This window comes from Bordetella tumulicola (assembly GCF_054779135.1).
The window spans coordinates 122,546-138,733 of the sequence record NZ_BAAGYU010000006.1 but is presented as its reverse complement, the minus strand read 5'-3'; the positions used below and the strand labels follow the sequence as shown (position 1 = coordinate 138,733).

The following is a 16,188-nucleotide window of genomic DNA, read 5'->3' as shown; positions in this document are numbered from 1 at the left end:
GATATCTCCAGAAAAGGACTACAGGCCGGGTGTGAACACAGGATGCTAAGCAGGAAACCTATTAAGCCGTGATTTCCTCAGCGCAGCAACGCCTCAGAACAGAAATCCAGAGCATCGTAGCACTGTCGCGACGAGAAATGACGGTCATCGTCGTCTCGTTCGTGTTGGTGGCGCAGCGCGCTTATTGGCTATCCATGTTGGCATCTAACCCTGACGGAAAGAGCAACTGCACACGTAGTCCCGGTTCGGCATTGCTTAGCGTCATTTGACCTCCATGCAGTCGGACGATCGCCTTGACGGTTGCCAACCCCAGCCCGTGGCCCGGAACCTGTCGATGGGCGCGATAGAAGCGCTCGCCGATACGTTCGATTTTGCCGGGTGGAATACCCGGCCCGTTATCAGTGACCGTCAGTAGGGTTTCTTTTGTGGTTTGCGCCGTTTCGATATGGATGCGTGCGTCGTCGCCGGCGTACTTCAGTGCGTTGTCCACCAGCGTGGCGATCGCGCCGGCCAACAGGTCCGGGTCACCCCGCAACGGCGCATCTCCGTGATTCTGAAGGGTCAGTTGTGCCTGCTGTTCCTCGGCCACCGCTTCATACAAGTCGACGACGTCTTGTGCGATCGCGTCCAGGCGCACCGATTCAAAGCGCCTGCGTCGTGCGCCGGACTCTAACTCGGCGATCTGCAAAAGTTTTTCCGAAACTTTAACGAGATCCTCCAGCTCGGCCGATAAACGATCAACGTTTGCACGAATGTCTTGTCGTGGCGCAGTGTCCCAATCCATCGTACGCAGCCGCATCAGCATCCGCGTCAACGGCGTGCGCAAATGATGCGCCACCGAGTCCGAGACATTGCGTACGCCGTGCATGAGCCGCTCGATACGATCCAGCATACCGTTGATGTCGCTCGATAGCAGCGCAAATTCATCTTGCCGTGGATGTGCCGGGATGCGTTGTCCAAGCTTGCCTGCGCCGACTTGGTTCGCGGTACGTCGAATGATCTCTACGCGTCGTTGCAGTACGCGGCGAAACAGGACCGCCCCCAGTAACACCAGCAGGGCAATGACGCCGGTGGCGGCCAGGCTGACATTCCGAATCAATTCGGTCAGATCGTAAAGGTCTCGCAAGTCGTGACCGATAATCAGCGTGGAGCCATCCCGCAGCTTGCGTGCGACCAGATAGCCATGAGCGGGTTGGCCCCGCAACAGTACCGAACGCATGACGCCGCTGCCGCTGAGCGGCGCGTCAATAGGATCCCACGCGATATTGCCCGCCAACATCCGGCCGACGGGGTCCAGCAGCATGAACATTTCCGTATCCGTATTCACGTGATCCGCCATTTCCAGCGAGATCTCGCGCGTCAGCCCGGCAAGCCCGCCTTGTTCGAAATGCGCGTTCATGCGCTGGGCCGTCATCTGTACCTGACGAGAAAACTGTGACTCCAGAATTTTGACGCTCTGGTAATGCACAAACATCAATGACAACAACGACGTCAGCAACGCCAGGATGCTGTAGTTGAGTGTCAGGCGAAAAGCCACCGAGCTCCAGATGCCGCTTAGCATCCGACGCAGGCGTTGAATCATGGCTGGCCTTGTTTGCCAGCGTCGGCTTGCGGTTGCGCGGCCAGTCGATACCCGACGCCGCGTACCGTATGAATCAATGGCGTATCCGCCTCGCCATCGATTTTCTGGCGTAATCGGCTGATGTGTACGTCGATAACGTTGGTTTGCGGGTCATAGTGATAGCCCCATACCGTGGCCAACAACATCGTGCGTGTCAGAACTTGGCCCGCATTGTTCATCATGTAGGCCAGTAACTTGTACTCGCGTGGTTGCAGCGTGATGGTTCTGCCGCCGCGTGTCACGTGCCCGCTGACCAGATCCAGCGACAAGTCTGCGACGGTTAATTGACGCTGCTCGTACTGCGGAGAGGCGCGGCGGATCAGCGCCTCGACGCGCGCCGCGAGCTCCGGAAAGGCAAAGGGCTTGGTCAGGTAGTCGTCGCCGCCCGCCTTCAGGCCGCGCACGCGTTCGTCCAAGGCAGTCAGCGCGCTTAGCACCAGTACCGGTGTTTTCTTGCCCAGCGCTCGCAACGACCACAAAATCGACAGTCCATCCACGTCGTTGGGCAACATGCGGTCCAGGATAATGGCGTCCCAATGGTCGGTCGTCGCACGTTGCAAAGCCGTCGGGCCGTCCATGCTGATGACCGGGTCATAACCCAGCTCTTTCAGCCCGTTGGCGATATAGCGGGCATTGTCGGCGTCGTCTTCGACAATCAGGCAGCGCCACATAGTCATCCCCCAAAAAATAGGCCAACCCTGTAGCGGCGAATTCTAACGTACGCGAGAGCGGACGCCTGTCGACATGCGTAGCGATAGCCAACATTGCCGATTGTTAATGATTTCGTAATGCCCATAATGCGCGAGCGTGCGTACCATGATTAACGCCATGGACGCCGTCATACTCCCTACACCCTCTACCGCTCATTCATCCGGTCAGCGCGCTGCGCTGCAGCCGTCGGATTTCGCTATGCTGGCGGACTTTCGTTATGAGTTGCGCCGATTCGCGCTGTTTAGCGAGATCGAGGCGCATGCCCAGGGGCTGGCGCCTCAACAGCATCAGGCCCTGTTGGCGATCAAAGGCCAGCTCTTGGCGCCCACCGTTACCGAGCTGGCACAGCGGCTATGCATCAAATCCCATAGCGCGACTGAACTGGTCAACCGCCTCGTACAAATGAATATGTTGACCCGCCAGGCTGATCCGAATGACGGCCGTCGCGCGCTGTTGCACCTGACACCGCTGGCCGAGCGTACCTTGGAATCACTGTCATCCGTCCATCAGGAGCAGTTGCAAAACATCCGCCCCTTGTTGGTGGAGCTGCTGGGGAAATTCAGCAAATAGGTGTTTTGAGGGCGCTGGATAGACGTCTCTGCTGCGCGATCCCAATACGCTGTCGTGCCTCGAGGGCGCCAGCCGTAGAATGCAAGCTTCCCACGCAAATATCGGATATCGGTACAGGGTGGGAAGCCGGTTTCCATTCATAGCGGCGCCACAGGCGCCGCTTAGCGTGATGCCGATCAGCCGTAGGCGATCACCGGCTGCGCGTCCTGCTCTTGTTGCAGTTGCTCGGCGCGAGCGGCATACATGCTTTGCAGACGCTCGACTTCAGGGCCTTTACGCAGCGCGACAAAGCCCGGGCGATCCGCGCGACGACGCTGGCGATCTTCCGGACGCAGTGTCGTGACGTCGGCATTCTGGAAGTAGTCGCGGTTGCCACCGTCGGCCCACGACTCGGACATCAGGCCATGAGCGCTGATCACGTCGAACTGATCGAGTTCAACGTGAAAATATTCATAGCTGACGTGGTGCGTTTCTTGATAGATCGTCTTGCCGTTGACCAGGTCTTGCGTGCGGACCAGCTTGCCTTCGACCAGGACATGGTGCCCGGGCGAAACCACGATGTCCTTGCTGGGGACGTTATCGGCGATCGCGTCACGCACTATGCGAATAGGCATGTGTTCAGCACGGCGATCGGGGGCGATCTGTTTGGTGAATGTCTTGCGAAAACCGACCCATTTGACCGTGCGCTCGCCGGATTGACCAATGACGGTATCGCCCGGGACGAGATCCTCGACGGCGACTTCGCCTTTCGCTGTCTGAATCAGGGTGCCACGCAGAAAGCACACTGGTGAGATGAATTCGCCAAAACCGGTGTTGCTGCCGCCATGTAAAAAAATTATCTCTTCGTAGTCGTCTTGCGTCAGACCATGGATCTCGAATGCCACGGTTTCCTGACTGCCACCCGAGCCGCCGTAGGTCAAGGTGGCTACGCTCCTCGTAGCATCGTACTCAAAAGAGCCGTTCGTACGCGATTCCACCCAAATCGCATCGCCCTGACTAAGGTTGGTCACCTCGAATACTGTCGTTTCTTCTTCTGGTCCCGACTCACCCGGGGCGTAGAGGAATGTGCCACCGCCTTCGCCAGTGAAATCAATCGATTGTGGCCCAACGAAGCCAGCCTGGCTGAGAGAGCCATTAAGGGTCATCTCGGAGCCGTCGCCAACCTCGTAGTTGATGCCGTCCAAGCCGAAGAGATTGGCCTGCCCAATATTGACCGTCAAGTTTCCGTCATTGATAAGAGCAAAGGTGGGCGTGCCTGCTGCTGCTGCGTCCGGATCGATATCAGCGATTGCATTGACATTGTCCACGGTCAACGTGTTGCTGCCCAGCCCAGTCAGCTCCAACGTATCGCCGGCGTTTAAGTCGCCTTGATCGACTGTGTAATCGTCCGCACTAATATCAACGGGAATAACCGCCATGACGTTCTCCGAGATGAGCGTTAAGAAAATTTAGTAAAGCATAACCACAGAAAATGACGAGGATTTAACCATCGCGGTAAAAAATATCGAATCGTAAAACGCAAAACTTCCCGCCAGATACCGTATCCGGTATCTGGCGGGAAGTCAGCTCCTAGCAATAGCGGCGCCACTGGCGCCGCCTAGCGTGGACGATCAGCCGTAGGCAATCATCGGCTGTGCTTCTTGCTCTTGTTGCAGTTGCTCAGCGCGAGCGGCATACACGCTTTGCAGACGCACGACCTCAGGGCCTTTACGCAGGGCGACAAAGCCCGGACGATCGGCACGGCGACGTTGGCGATCTTCCGGACGCAGTGCCGCCACGTCGGCATTCTGGAAGTAGTCGCGGTTGCCACCATCGGCCCAAGACTCGGACATCAGGCCATGGGCGCTGATGACGTCGAACTGGTCGAGCTCAACGTGGAAATACTCATAGCTGATGTGATGCGTTTCTTGGTAGATCGTCTTGCCGTTGACCAGGTCTTGAGCGCGAACCAGCTTGCCTTCGACCAGGACATGGTGTCCGGGCGAAACCACGATGTCTTTGCTGGGGACGTTCTCGGCAATCGCGTCACGCACAATGCGGATGGGCATGTGCTCGGCACGGCGATCAGCGGGGATCTGCTTGGTGAACGTCTTGCGGAAACCGACCCACTTGACGGTACGCTCGCCGGATTGGCCGATCACGATATCGCCAGCAACGAGGTCTTCGACGGCCACTTCGCCTTTGGTCGTTTCGATCATGGTGCCACGCAGGAAGCACACCGGCGAAACGAACTCGCCGAAACCGCTGTTGCTGCCACCATTATCAGCAATGATGGCGTCGTAGTCTGCTTGACTCAGATTCTGGATATCGAACGTCACGGTTGTGGCGCCGAGCAGCCCGCCGGGGTAGGTCAAGGTGCCGGTGCTCGACTCAGCATCATAAGTAAATGTGCCGTTGGTTCGCGTTCCTACTGCAATCGAATCGCCAACTCCGAGGTTGGTCACCGCGAATGTCGGGGCACCTAGTGTGCCCGGATTGTAGGCAAATGCACCACCGTCACCGGTGAAATCGATCGATTGCGAACTAACCAAGCCGACCGCAAGGGTAGGGCCATTGACGGTTACGGAACCATCGCCAACTGCATAATTGACGCTGGACAGCGCGCTGAGATCTGCCAATCCGGAGTCGATCGTCAAGCTTCCGCCATTGATGACAGCGTAAGTGGGCGTCGCTCCTGCGCTTACGCCCGCAACACTCTCGATCGTAGCGTTTACACCGTCCACCGTCAGGGTGTGAGACCCAAGCGCGGTGATGTCGATGGTGTTGGAAGCGTCGGGCGCGTTCGTGGAGTCGATTGTTTGATCAGAGTTACCCAGATCGAGGTCGATAAGAGCCATGCTAGTTCTCCAAGGATAAGAAGCAAAACGTTCTAGCGTGCCGGCGGGGGAGGGACCCACCTTGCCGGTTGCTAGCTAAGAAAATTTCTGTAGTAAATGACCAGATTGTGCTAGGCGCAAAAACTCTCGCTATCGAATCGATAGCATCAAATCATTCAAAGCAAGGGGGCGTGCGGGAGGATTTGCGGAACTGCAAAAGAGAACTGCAGGGCGCGTGCAACAACGACATCATCTTTCTCCCATAAGGAAAGCTTGGCGTCTTACAGATGGGAAACAGCATCCCGGATTTAGTAACTCAAAAACACGTAACACGACGAGACTTGAGTGGTTCCGTCGAATCGTATCTATCAAAGTTCCTGTTGTGATTTCTAATTGTAAATTATATGACGTTGTTGACTTAAAGCTTAACGATAAATAATGCATGTAACTCTAAGTTAAAAATAATTAAATTCCGCTAAATGCTTGTTCCGAATCAAAGAAATTATAGTTACATTATAAATAATAAGTTACTATATTCGAGCGAAAATTTGGTTTTCTTGCACCAAGTGACACTTTTTTTACTCGTTATCGTTTCGATATGTTGCGCTGCAGCGTTAGTTTTGTTGTCTCACAAAGTTCGTTAGTTACGATGGTGTTATGACTGGACATATTTGTAGGGACACGGTTTCTTTTTTCTTGTTATCAGCGAGCGGCCGTAATGAATTGTGCGGGCCGCAACTGTTCGATTCGTCGGTACGACATTTTTGTGGAATGCTATGGGCTAGCCCGTCCCGGTATAGGGGCGGGCAACGACACGTGGCGGCTATCCTGACCTGTTTGGCGGCCGGCACTGAATAAAATCACTTAGAGTCTGTTGTTGGCAAACTATGGCATTTGGAATCGTTAATTCCCGCGTTTATAGCAATCCATATCAAAAATTGCTGTATAGGTCGATCGGTTCCAGATACAGGATTGCATCAGGCTCTATCGCCACGTCTATTGGGCAACTGAATCGACTCGGGAAGTCCATCCACCACATTCACTGGGAAGAAGCGCTTTTCGCAAAGTGCGAATCTGCATCCCAGGCTGGCAAGCTGCGTCGGGATTACATCGCCCGACTCAAGCACTATGTCGATCTGGGTGGCAAGGTCGTATGGACGGTCCATAACATCAAGCCGCACGAGTGGCGGTTCACCGGCACGTTTCTGTCATTACGCAAGGATCTCGCCGCGCTATCGAGTCTTATCCTGGTTCACAACCAACATGCGATGTCGATGTTGCAGGAGCAAATCGGGTTGACTGATTTGTCCAAGATGCGTGTCCTGGCGCATCCGACCTATTTCGACGTTTACGAGCCTGCCGAGAAAACGATTGAACTTGCCGGGCAGCCGCCGGCGCATCCGCGGACGTTGCTGTACTTTGGCTTGGTGCGTGCGTACAAAGGCATCCCCGAAATGCTGCGCAAGCTGCCTCATGACTTCATGGTCAAGCACGACTTGGCGCTGCGGATTTGTGGCAACCCGATTCGGGCGGAATCTTTTCTGGATGATTTGTTGGCGCAATGCGAGGCGCGTCCCGAGATCGAGTGTCGCTTGGCGTCCGTCCCTGCGCCCGAGGTGGCGGACCTATTGCGGTCTTGCGCGGGGTTGGTTTTGCCTTATCACAAGGTACTGACGTCGGGCGTGGCGGTCCTGTCGTTGACCCTGGGGGTGCCGACCGTAGCCCCTAGAACGCCCACCATGGAAGAGCTCTTTCCGGAGTCGTCACATCATTTGTTGTTCAACCCACGCTCGTCCAATGACTTGCGTCGCGCCGTATTGGCGCTGGCGAACATGTCTCCTGAAATGCGGATGCGGATTTCGCAGGACTATCTCGAGCGGGCACAGGCTTGTCACCCCAGAATCATCAGTCGCAGGCTCGGTGCAATTTACGACAAGCTACTGGGGATAAAGCCCAACAAAAAGCCGGCGGCGGGCGGCAACGCCAAGCCGGCAGCGCAGATTGCGGCACCCCCGGCCGCGGCCAGCCAAGCGACAGACGCTCATCAAGGTGAGCGTCTGCAACCGCAATCGCAACCGAAGCCGCAACCGCAACCGAAGCCTAAGCCGCAATCGCAACCGAAGCCGCAACCGCAACCGTAGTCGCAGCCCCGGCTTTAGAACCGATGATTGAGTGTTAGCTCAAACCGGCGGCCCGGTCCGTACAGCCATTGCGTGTCTGTGTAGTAGGCCGTCGTGAAGTACGCGCGGTCGAAAATGTTATAGCCGCGGGCGGTAATGGTAGTGTCGCGGTTCACGTCCCACCGCACGGCCAGGTCGGTGGTGGTGTACGAGGGGAGCTCAAGCGTGTTGGCGTTATCGGCGTAGCGCTTGCCCACATAGCGCAGGCCCCCCATGACTGTCCAGCCGGGTTGAAAATTCCAGCTTAGCCATAGGTTGGCCAGGCGCTGCGGCACGTTGGGCGGGACTTGGCCCGCGCGAGACACTGCCGCGCCACCGTCGGATTCCGTGAAATCGTCGTATTTGGCCCGCAAAATGGCTGCGTTGGCTTCGACCTTCCAGCCGGGCGCAAATGCGAGCGCCATCGAGGCCTCGAGCCCCCGCGAGGATTGTTCACCGATCTGCACGCGCAGATCAGGGTCGGTCGCGTCTCGAGACAGCAGGTTGGATTTGCGTATGTGATAGGCAGCCAGTGTCCATTCGCCTCGGTTGTCCCAGAATGCCTGTTTCAGGCCGACCTCGATCTGTTTGCCTTTGGACATATCGAACCCGGCATTGGCCGGGCTGAGCATCAGCAGGCCGCTCACGGGGTCGGCCGCTTCGGCGTATTGCGCGTATACCGCCAGGTCCGGGGTGACGTCGTAGACCGTGCCGATGCGCCAACCCACGTCAGAATAGGTTGTCGACAGCGCGCGTTCGTTGGCAACCAGATCGTCACGCGTCACTTTGGCATGGTCATAGCGCAGGCCGGCGACGACAGACCATTTGTTTGTCAGTGCCAGCCTGTCCTCGATGAACAGGGCGAACTGGTCGGCCTCGTTGCGATAGCGCGGAATGTTGGGCACGTCGCTGTTGAATCGGCCGGGATCCGGGTCATACGGATCGACCGGCCCGGAACTGCCTGCGTAGGTATTGTTGATATGCTTGAAACGCGCGTGGTTCACGTCAAAACCCAGCGACACCGTGTTGTCCAACCCTGCCAGCGTCCCCTTGAAGGCCGCATCCATGGTCAGGCCGGTCTGCGTCTGGTCGTGCGTGATCTGCGTATTGTCCGAACGGTCGATCAGGCCGGTATCGGGGTTATAGACATAGCGCTCGGCATTGCGCCAGTCGCGGTCGCTTTGCACGTGGTAGAGGCGTGCGCGCAAGGTTGTCGCGTCATTGGGGGTCCAGACGGTATCCAATTGGGTCCACTGATCGCGAAAGCGCATGAAGCTATCACTGACGTTGTAGTTCTTTTTGCGGATCGCCTCGTTTTGTTCGCCATCGATCAGTGGCGTACCGAAATATCGCATGGGGCGCTGATAGCCGTACGCGTAGCTGAGCGTGAAATTCAGATCGGATGTTGCGTCCCATCGCAAGGCGCCCGAGAACGTGGCGTCGCCCGACTGGCCCTGGTCCACCCAGCCATCGGTATAGTTTCCGCTTAAATCCAGCCGATAGGAAAGCGTGTCGCTCAGTGAGCCACCGCTGCCCAAGCCTAATCGTGCGGTGTCCTGCGTACCGATGGTGGCCTGTATCTCGTTTTCAATCGGCCCGTGCGTCGGATGCTTGGGGATCACATTGACGACGCCACCGATCGCGCCGTCGCCGTAGATCACCGAGGCCGGTCCGCGTAACACCTCGATGCGCTCGACCGACCACGTGTCGAACGGAAACGTCACGCCCACGCCGCCGTATTGGCGCAGCCCGTCATACAGTCGCATGACCGAGGTGCTATCGGTGAACCCGCGAACTGACAATGCACTATTGCCATTGCCAGGATGGGTCATGGCCGAAAAGCCGCTCGCACGAGTGATGGCGTCGGTGACACTGATATCACCACGCTCCTCGATCTGTTCACGCGTGATGATATCGACGCTGGCAGGCGTCTCCATCAGTGTGAGTCCAAGATTGGAACCCGTAGTGGCCTCGGTCGCGAGGGCTGTTTCGGGCCCTGCAAAAACCGTAATGGGGGCTAGCGTAGCGGGGGCGGGTTGCGCGGCGGTATTGAATGCGGCCAGGACGAGGGGAATGCCCAGGTAGGGGCCTGAACGAATAATGGTCAACATGCTCTCTCTTCAGTAGCTTCTGTCTGGGTCTGGCATCGACGTAGGGCACGATGGCAGATCCGGGGCGAAGAGAGGCGGGGCGTGGTCGTAGACCGGGCGCGATCACGCCAGGTCTGTACCCATTACGTTGCGGATGAACCCACCTGCTCTTCGCGGTCGTGGGCGGCGCAATAGACGCCGCTGTCGGATCAGGCAGATAGAGAAGGCGGTGCGCGTGAGCCTAGCGGCGGCCCAAGCGGGGGCAGTGCCGGTGCCGCGTGATAGACCGCAATGTCAGGCACCGTGCGGGCCTGTGCGGCGGAAAGCACCGGGGCAAGAATTGTCTCTGGCAATACGACATGTGCCGCCAGGGCGCCAAAGGCGCAGGTGTCTGCCGGGACGTGCTTGTCGTCGGATTGCTCTGGCACATCAAGCGTGATGTTCAGGGAACCCGCGGCGCTACACAGCGCGAGGGTGAAGTTGGATGTCGACGGCGCTGCCATGAACCCGTTGGGAATGACGGCGCGAAGCACAAAGGCGGCCAGGGCCAAGCAGATCAGGATCCGCCAGGGCAGGCCACGAGGCTGGTTCGTAGAATCCCGGATTCTAGGCATGCGGCGGATTTTAGTACACAAAGCCTCGGGTATTGTTGGGATATGGCTCCGGCCAGCGTCCAGTGTCTGTGGCAGGTGCGTAGCGATCGTCGCGCGGGTCCGTCTCGCACGACAGGCATTGCTCGAAGCCAGCGACTTCAGTTATAAACAATAATTATTCCTATTTCTATTGGGCTCGGCTTGTTTGCTGCGCCAGGGTTTTCGTCCGATGTCTGTCGCCATGCCTCCTGTGCACTCAGATTTGTGCGCGCTATATCGCGATCATCACGGTTGGCTGCAGGGATGGCTGCGGCGCCGGTTGGGTAATGCGGCAGACGCCGCCGATCTTGCGCATGACGCCTTCCTGCGCCTGATCCAAAGGCCGGCGCCCGATGGCTTTGCCACCGCGGGCGCCGCGCGGGCTTATTTGCGCGCCATGGCGCAAGGGCTATGCACGGATCTTTGGCGGCGGCGGGAAGTAGAGCAGGCCTGGCTGGAAAGCCTTGCCGCCCAGCCTGTCGCCTACGCGTCTTCCCCGGAGCAGCAGGCGCTGGTCATCGAAACCCTACTGGAGGTCGGCGAGTGGCTCGGTCGCCTGCCGGAAAGGGCGCGCACGGCCTTCATTCAGGCTCAGATACATGGGCTTTCCACACGGGAGATCGCCGATCACATGGGCGTGTCCGTACGCATGGTGCAGAAGTACCTGGCTCGGGCCATGCTGCATCTCGCGTTGATCGACGCCGGGTTGGCCTCTTCCAGTGTCGATAGGGGCTAGTGATGACCGCGTCGCCTCGCCCGATTTTTGCGCAAGACCTCCCGGTGCAAGCAGATTATGAAAGCCTGAAAGTGGCGGCTGAGTGGTATGCGGTCTTGCAGGATACCGAGGCCGACTCCCGGCAGCGTGCCGCCTGGCAGCATTGGCTGGATGCGCGGCCGGAACATCGCCGCGCCTGGGCGCACGTGGAGGCTGTCAGCCGGCGCTTTACGCTGCTGCGTAATGACGGCGAGCGCGAAGCCGCGGAGAAAGCGGTACAGGTCGCCTCCCGTCGCGTACCGTCGCGGCGCCAGGCTGCCGGCCGTATCCTGGCGTTGGGTGGCGTGGGCATCATGGGCTGGCTGGCCTGGCGGCACACGCCTTTGCCAGCCGTCGTGACCGCTTGGCGGTCCGACTATGCCACCGGCATTGGCGAACAACGCGACATCGTCCTGGCCGACGAGACCCGCGTCTGGCTCAACACCCGCAGCGCCATCGACGTTCATTTCAGCCAGGATCAGCGCCTATTGACGTTGGCCGACGGCGAAATCCTGGTCGAAACCGGCAAGGACGCCCGGCAACGACCTTTCTTCGTCGATACCCGCTACGGCCGGTTGCAGGCGTTGGGTACCCGTTTCACGGTAAGGCAGTCGGACGATGATGTCCTGTTGGCGGTTTATGACGGGCAAGTGCGCATCCAGAATCTTGCCGGCCGCGTGGCGCTCGTGCGTGCCGGGGAACAAACACGTTACACCGCCGACGCCATCTCCATGGCCAACCCGGCTGATCCCGCGCGACAAGCCTGGTCTCGCGGCGTGATCCTGGCGGAGAACCTGCCCCTCGTCGATCTCATCGCGGAACTGGGTCGCTATCACGCCGGATATACCGGTGTCGATCCCCGCGTCGCCGACCTGCGTGTCGTCGGCCGTTATCCGGCCAACGACAGGGATCGCACGCTGGCCATGCTCGAACGGGACCTGCCGATACGTGTCCAGCGCACGCTGCCGTGGTGGGTGACGCTCGAGCCCAGGTAAGCACGTTCCCGAAAAGAATTTCACGCCACGGTTCGTTTTTTCTCTGCTCGTTCGATTAACAGGGGAAGAGGACCCCGTGGATCCGTGCCGAGTCCATACGGCAAAACCCGTCCGTGACGGCCGGCGATATCCCATGGCTGCAAGCGGTGGACCTCTTCTTGCCCACCCTCATTCCAAGGAAAGCGTTCCATGCGCCGCCTGCCGCAACCTGCCCACCCGGGACTGTCCTTCTCTCTATTGCCGCGCCCTGCCGCCGTGGGCCGCGTGGCGCGCAAGGCTCTGTTGGGCGCGATTCTGATGACAGGCGCGGGTGTCGTCTCGGTCCATGCGCAAGCCGCCGGACGTGCCGCAGCAACCGTCCCTATCCACGCCTACGACGTCCCCGCCGGCTCTCTGGCGGGTGCATTGAGCCGCTTTGCCGACCAGGCCAATATTCTTCTCAGCGTGCCCGCGACCATGACGGCCGGTAAAACCAGCCCCGGCGTACGCGGGGCATATACCGTCGACGGTGCGTTCCGGGTGCTGCTCGATAGCACCGGCCTGGAGGCCGTGCGCCAGGCCGACGGCGGCTACTCGCTGCGCACGGCGCTCACGTCTGCTGCAGCGACTTTGCCCGCCGTGTTGGTCACTGCCTCAACCGCGGCGGCCGACGAGCCCTACCCAGGCGGTGAGGTAACGCGCGGCGCCAGACTTGGTCTGCTCGGAGATAGGGATTTTCTCGACACGCCCTTCAGCGTGACCTCGTACACGTCCACGCTGATCGAGAACCAGCAGGCGCAGAACATTGGCGACGTTCTGGTCAATGACCCTTCGGTGCGCAATACGTATTCGCGTGGCGCGGGGCGTGACGAGTTCAACATCCGCGGCTTCACGCTGTTCAATTACGACGTTGCCTACAACGGCCTCTACGGCATCTCCCCGCGCAACGCCACCTCGCTGATCGGCATCGAGCGCGTCGAGGTACTGCGAGGGCCCAACGCGCTACTCAATGGCATGGCGCCGTTCGGCTCGGTCGGCGGCTCGATCAACCTGGAGCCCAAGCGTGCCGGCGCCGATCCCTTGAACCGTGTGACGCTGTCTTATATCGAGAATAGCCAGTTCGCCCTGCAGGCGGATATCGCGCGGCGGTTCGGCGAAGACCAGCGCACCGGCGTGCGTCTGAATGTGCTGGGCGGTGGTGGCGATATGAATATCTCTGGTGCCGGCGAGGATATGGGCGCCTTCGCGCTTGGCCTGGACTATCGCGGCGATCGCTTTCGCATCGAGGGCGACATCAATTACCAGAATCGCACGACCGACGCGCGCAGCGGGCTGCTATTTCCCCCCTCTTCGGGCGAGGACATCGGTCATGCGCCGGATCCGGAGCGCAACTTCTTTCCCGACTGGACATATTGGAAGGCGAAGGAGTGGACCGGCGACGTGCGGGCTGAATATGACTTCTCCGACGACTGGACGGTGTACGGCGCGCTGGGCGCGCGCCAGCACGATTTTGAAAGCCTGCAGACCACTTGGCTGATGCTCGATTCGGCCGGCACGATAGGCTCAGTCCCTGCGCGCCTGAACGAAAAACTGTGGAGCAAGACGGGCGAGGTCGGCATACGCGGTCGTTTCGATACCGGCCCGATCAAACACGAGCCCGTGCTGTCGGCCAGCTTTCTCGATATCGACTATTCGTCGGCGCGCGTGCGTTCTTCCACCACGGTGTTCTCCGACCTGTACGACCCCGCGGATCTGGCCAAACCGTCCATCGCCAAGCCCCATGATTTAGGCAAGACCAGCGAGACGCGACTGTACAGCGTTGCGCTGGCCGACACGCTGTCGGCGATGGACGGCGCGGTGCAACTGACCGTTGGCTTGCGCCAGCAACGCGTGCAATCGGTGAACTACAACCCGGCAACCGGCGAGCGCTTATCGGACTATGGTAAATCCGCCGTCACGCCGGCGGTCGCACTGACGGTGAAGCCAACCCGGCAATTGGCACTGTATGGCAACTACATCGAAGGCCTGAGCCAGGGCGGCACCGCACCGGCCGAGGCCGTGAACGCCGGTGAGACCTTCAAGCCGGACGTATCGAAGCAGTTTGAGGTCGGCGTCAAGTACGACTTTGGCACTGTGGCGACCACCTTGAGCGCGTTCCAGATCGAGCAGTCCAGCGCCTATCTGGACCCGGTTACGCTGCGTTATCAGGCCGCGGGTAGGCAGCGCAACCGAGGTCTGGAATTCCTGGTGCAGGGCGAGCCGATGCGACACGTGCGGCTCTTGGGTGGCGTGGCCTACACCGCTGGCGTCCTGACCAAGACGGAAGGTGGCGTGAACGACGGCCGCGTCGCACCCGCCGTGCCGCGCTGGCAGTTCAACGCCTCGGCGGAGTGGGATACCCCTTTCGCGCAAGGCCTGACCTTGACGGCGCGCATGCTGCATACCAGCACACAGTATGTCGACGCGGCAAACACGCAAGAACTGCCGAGCTGGACTCGCTTTGATGTGGGCGCGCGCTATGCGACCAACATCAACGGTACGCCGGTGACCTTGCGGGCGATGGTGGAGAACGTGTTCAACAAACAGTACTGGCAGTCGGCCGCGCGTGAAGGCCTGACGGTGGCCGCGCCGCGCACGATTCTGCTGTCCGTCACTGCGGAGTTCTAGTGCGGCGGTCCGCAGGAGACTCGCCGCCCGTGAGAGCGGTGCGTAGCAAGACCTGGTATCTGGTCCACAAGTGGACCAGCCTGGCCTGTACCGTCTTTATGCTGGTGGTCTGCGTCTCTGGCTTGCCCTTGATCTTCCGTGACGAAATCGTGGATTGGCTGGACGCGCCACCGTCTTGGCCAAGTGTCGTGCCGAGCACGCCTGCGCCGTCTCTCGACGGCTTGGTCGCCCAGACGCTCCAGCGTTACCCTGCGCACCGGATCGTAGAGATCGACGTCGCCAGCGACTCGCCCAGCATCATCATGGCGTTGGCGCCCAGCCACGAGGCCCCGTCCGGCACATCCTCGATCCGGCTGCAGTACGATGCCCGCAGTGGCCTGTTGCAGCAGGCCGTCCATCATGCCGACGAAGGGTTGGGTACCCGCATCATGACGGTCATGATTCGCTTGCACATCGACCTCTACGCCCGCCTTCCCGGTCAGTTATATCTGGGGTTCATGGCCGTGCTTTTCGCGGTGGCGGTGATATCGGGCGTCGTCCTCTATCACCCCTACATGAAGAAAACCCCATTTGGCACTGTCCGCACCGAGCGCGCTTCGCGCCTGAAGTGGCTGGACTTGCACAACCTTCTGGGGATTGTCACGCTGGTCTGGGCGCTGATGATGGGCGTCACTGGCGCCATCCACGAACTGGCGGTTCCGGCATTCCGCTATTGGCTGTCTAACGATGTCCAGGCCGCTGTGGCGGTGGATGCCGATGCGGGCCTCGGTCCATCGCCACAGGCCTCAGTGCAACAGGCCTACGCCACCGCGAAGGCAGCCGTCCCCGGTCGGGTCGTGGAGTCCCTGCGTTTTCCCAACGCCGGCCTGGGTTTGCCCCATCACTATCTGTTGTGGGCGAAGGGTGAAACTCCCCTGGGCGCCCACCTCTTTGACGGTGTCCTGGTGGACGCGCGCACGGGCCGATTGACGGCGGTCCTGGAAATGCCTTGGTACCTGCGCGTGCTGCAGTTCTCGCGACCGCTGCACTATGGCGATACCGCTGGCCTACCACTCAAGATCATCTGGGCCGCGTTAGACCTGATCGTGATCGTTATCTTGGTTAGCGGCCTGTATCTTTGGCGCAAGCGCAAAATCTAGGGGGCGAGGCGACCATCGATCCTGCTCTGGGCAAAAATTCCCGCACACCAGACCA

The 16,188-nt window shown here is 59.6% G+C and carries 12 protein-coding genes; 6 read left to right on the top strand and 6 right to left on the bottom strand.

The window, feature by feature from the left end; all coding sequences use genetic code 11:
• Positions 1-181: 181 nt before the first annotated feature.
• Both ACYVDM_RS04570 and ACYVDM_RS04565 read right to left on the bottom strand, forming a co-directional pair.
• Positions 182-1,582, bottom strand: a complete 1,401-nt coding sequence (locus ACYVDM_RS04570; RefSeq protein WP_415789138.1) for a sensor histidine kinase — start codon at positions 1,580-1,582, stop codon at positions 182-184.
• Positions 1,579-2,292 (bottom strand): response regulator transcription factor, encoded by a 714-nt coding sequence (locus ACYVDM_RS04565; RefSeq protein ID WP_415789136.1) that lies wholly within the window; start codon positions 2,290-2,292, stop codon positions 1,579-1,581. Before ACYVDM_RS04565 ends, ACYVDM_RS04570 begins: the two co-directional genes overlap by 4 nt.
• Before the next feature lie 157 nt (positions 2,293-2,449).
• Between ACYVDM_RS04565 and ACYVDM_RS04560 the strand changes: the two genes are divergently transcribed.
• Positions 2,450-2,902, top strand: a complete 453-nt coding sequence (locus ACYVDM_RS04560; protein ID WP_415789638.1) for a MarR family transcriptional regulator — start codon at positions 2,450-2,452, stop codon at positions 2,900-2,902.
• A gap of 176 nt (positions 2,903-3,078) precedes the next feature.
• Here the strand turns inward: ACYVDM_RS04560 and ACYVDM_RS04555 are convergent, their stop codons facing one another.
• Together ACYVDM_RS04555 and ACYVDM_RS04550 are read right to left on the bottom strand one after the other, a co-directional pair.
• The gene (locus ACYVDM_RS04555) at positions 3,079-4,320 is read right to left on the bottom strand and encodes a Hint domain-containing protein (RefSeq protein ID WP_415789134.1); all 1,242 of its coding nucleotides are present in this window, start codon (positions 4,318-4,320) and stop codon (positions 3,079-3,081) included.
• A gap of 192 nt (positions 4,321-4,512) precedes the next feature.
• Positions 4,513-5,739, bottom strand: a complete 1,227-nt coding sequence (locus ACYVDM_RS04550; protein ID WP_415789132.1) for a Hint domain-containing protein — start codon at positions 5,737-5,739, stop codon at positions 4,513-4,515.
• Between the two features lie 866 nt (positions 5,740-6,605).
• Here ACYVDM_RS04550 and ACYVDM_RS04545 point away from each other — a divergent pair.
• A complete protein-coding gene (locus ACYVDM_RS04545) occupies positions 6,606-7,859 on the top strand; it encodes a glycosyltransferase (RefSeq protein WP_415789130.1) in 1,254 nt (417 codons plus the stop codon).
• A gap of 14 nt (positions 7,860-7,873) precedes the next feature.
• Here the strand turns inward: ACYVDM_RS04545 and ACYVDM_RS04540 are convergent, their stop codons facing one another.
• Entirely contained in the window at positions 7,874-9,988 is a 2,115-nt protein-coding gene (locus ACYVDM_RS04540) for a TonB-dependent receptor (RefSeq protein ID WP_415789128.1), read from the bottom strand.
• Between the two features lie 188 nt (positions 9,989-10,176).
• Positions 10,177-10,581 carry a DUF2946 family protein gene (locus tag ACYVDM_RS04535; protein ID WP_415789126.1) on the bottom strand — a complete coding sequence of 135 codons (405 nt, stop codon included), beginning with the start codon at positions 10,579-10,581 and terminating at the stop codon, positions 10,177-10,179.
• Positions 10,582-10,789: 208 nt separating this feature from the next.
• Between ACYVDM_RS04535 and ACYVDM_RS04530 the strand changes: the two genes are divergently transcribed.
• The 4 genes from ACYVDM_RS04530 to ACYVDM_RS04515 all read left to right on the top strand — a co-directional run bounded on the left by ACYVDM_RS04530 (position 10,790) and on the right by ACYVDM_RS04515 (position 16,133).
• Positions 10,790-11,335, top strand: a complete 546-nt coding sequence (locus tag ACYVDM_RS04530; RefSeq protein WP_415789124.1) for a sigma-70 family RNA polymerase sigma factor — start codon at positions 10,790-10,792, stop codon at positions 11,333-11,335.
• Positions 11,336-11,337: 2 nt separating this feature from the next.
• Complete coding sequence (locus ACYVDM_RS04525) at positions 11,338-12,348, top strand: FecR domain-containing protein (protein WP_415789122.1); 1,011 nt, start codon at positions 11,338-11,340, stop codon at positions 12,346-12,348.
• Between the two features lie 189 nt (positions 12,349-12,537).
• The gene (locus ACYVDM_RS04520) at positions 12,538-14,994 is read left to right on the top strand and encodes a TonB-dependent siderophore receptor (protein ID WP_415789120.1); all 2,457 of its coding nucleotides are present in this window, start codon (positions 12,538-12,540) and stop codon (positions 14,992-14,994) included.
• A 29-nt stretch (positions 14,995-15,023) separates the two neighbouring features.
• Positions 15,024-16,133 carry a PepSY-associated TM helix domain-containing protein gene (locus tag ACYVDM_RS04515; protein ID WP_415789118.1) on the top strand — a complete coding sequence of 370 codons (1,110 nt, stop codon included), beginning with the start codon at positions 15,024-15,026 and terminating at the stop codon, positions 16,131-16,133.
• Positions 16,134-16,188 lie beyond the last annotated feature (55 nt).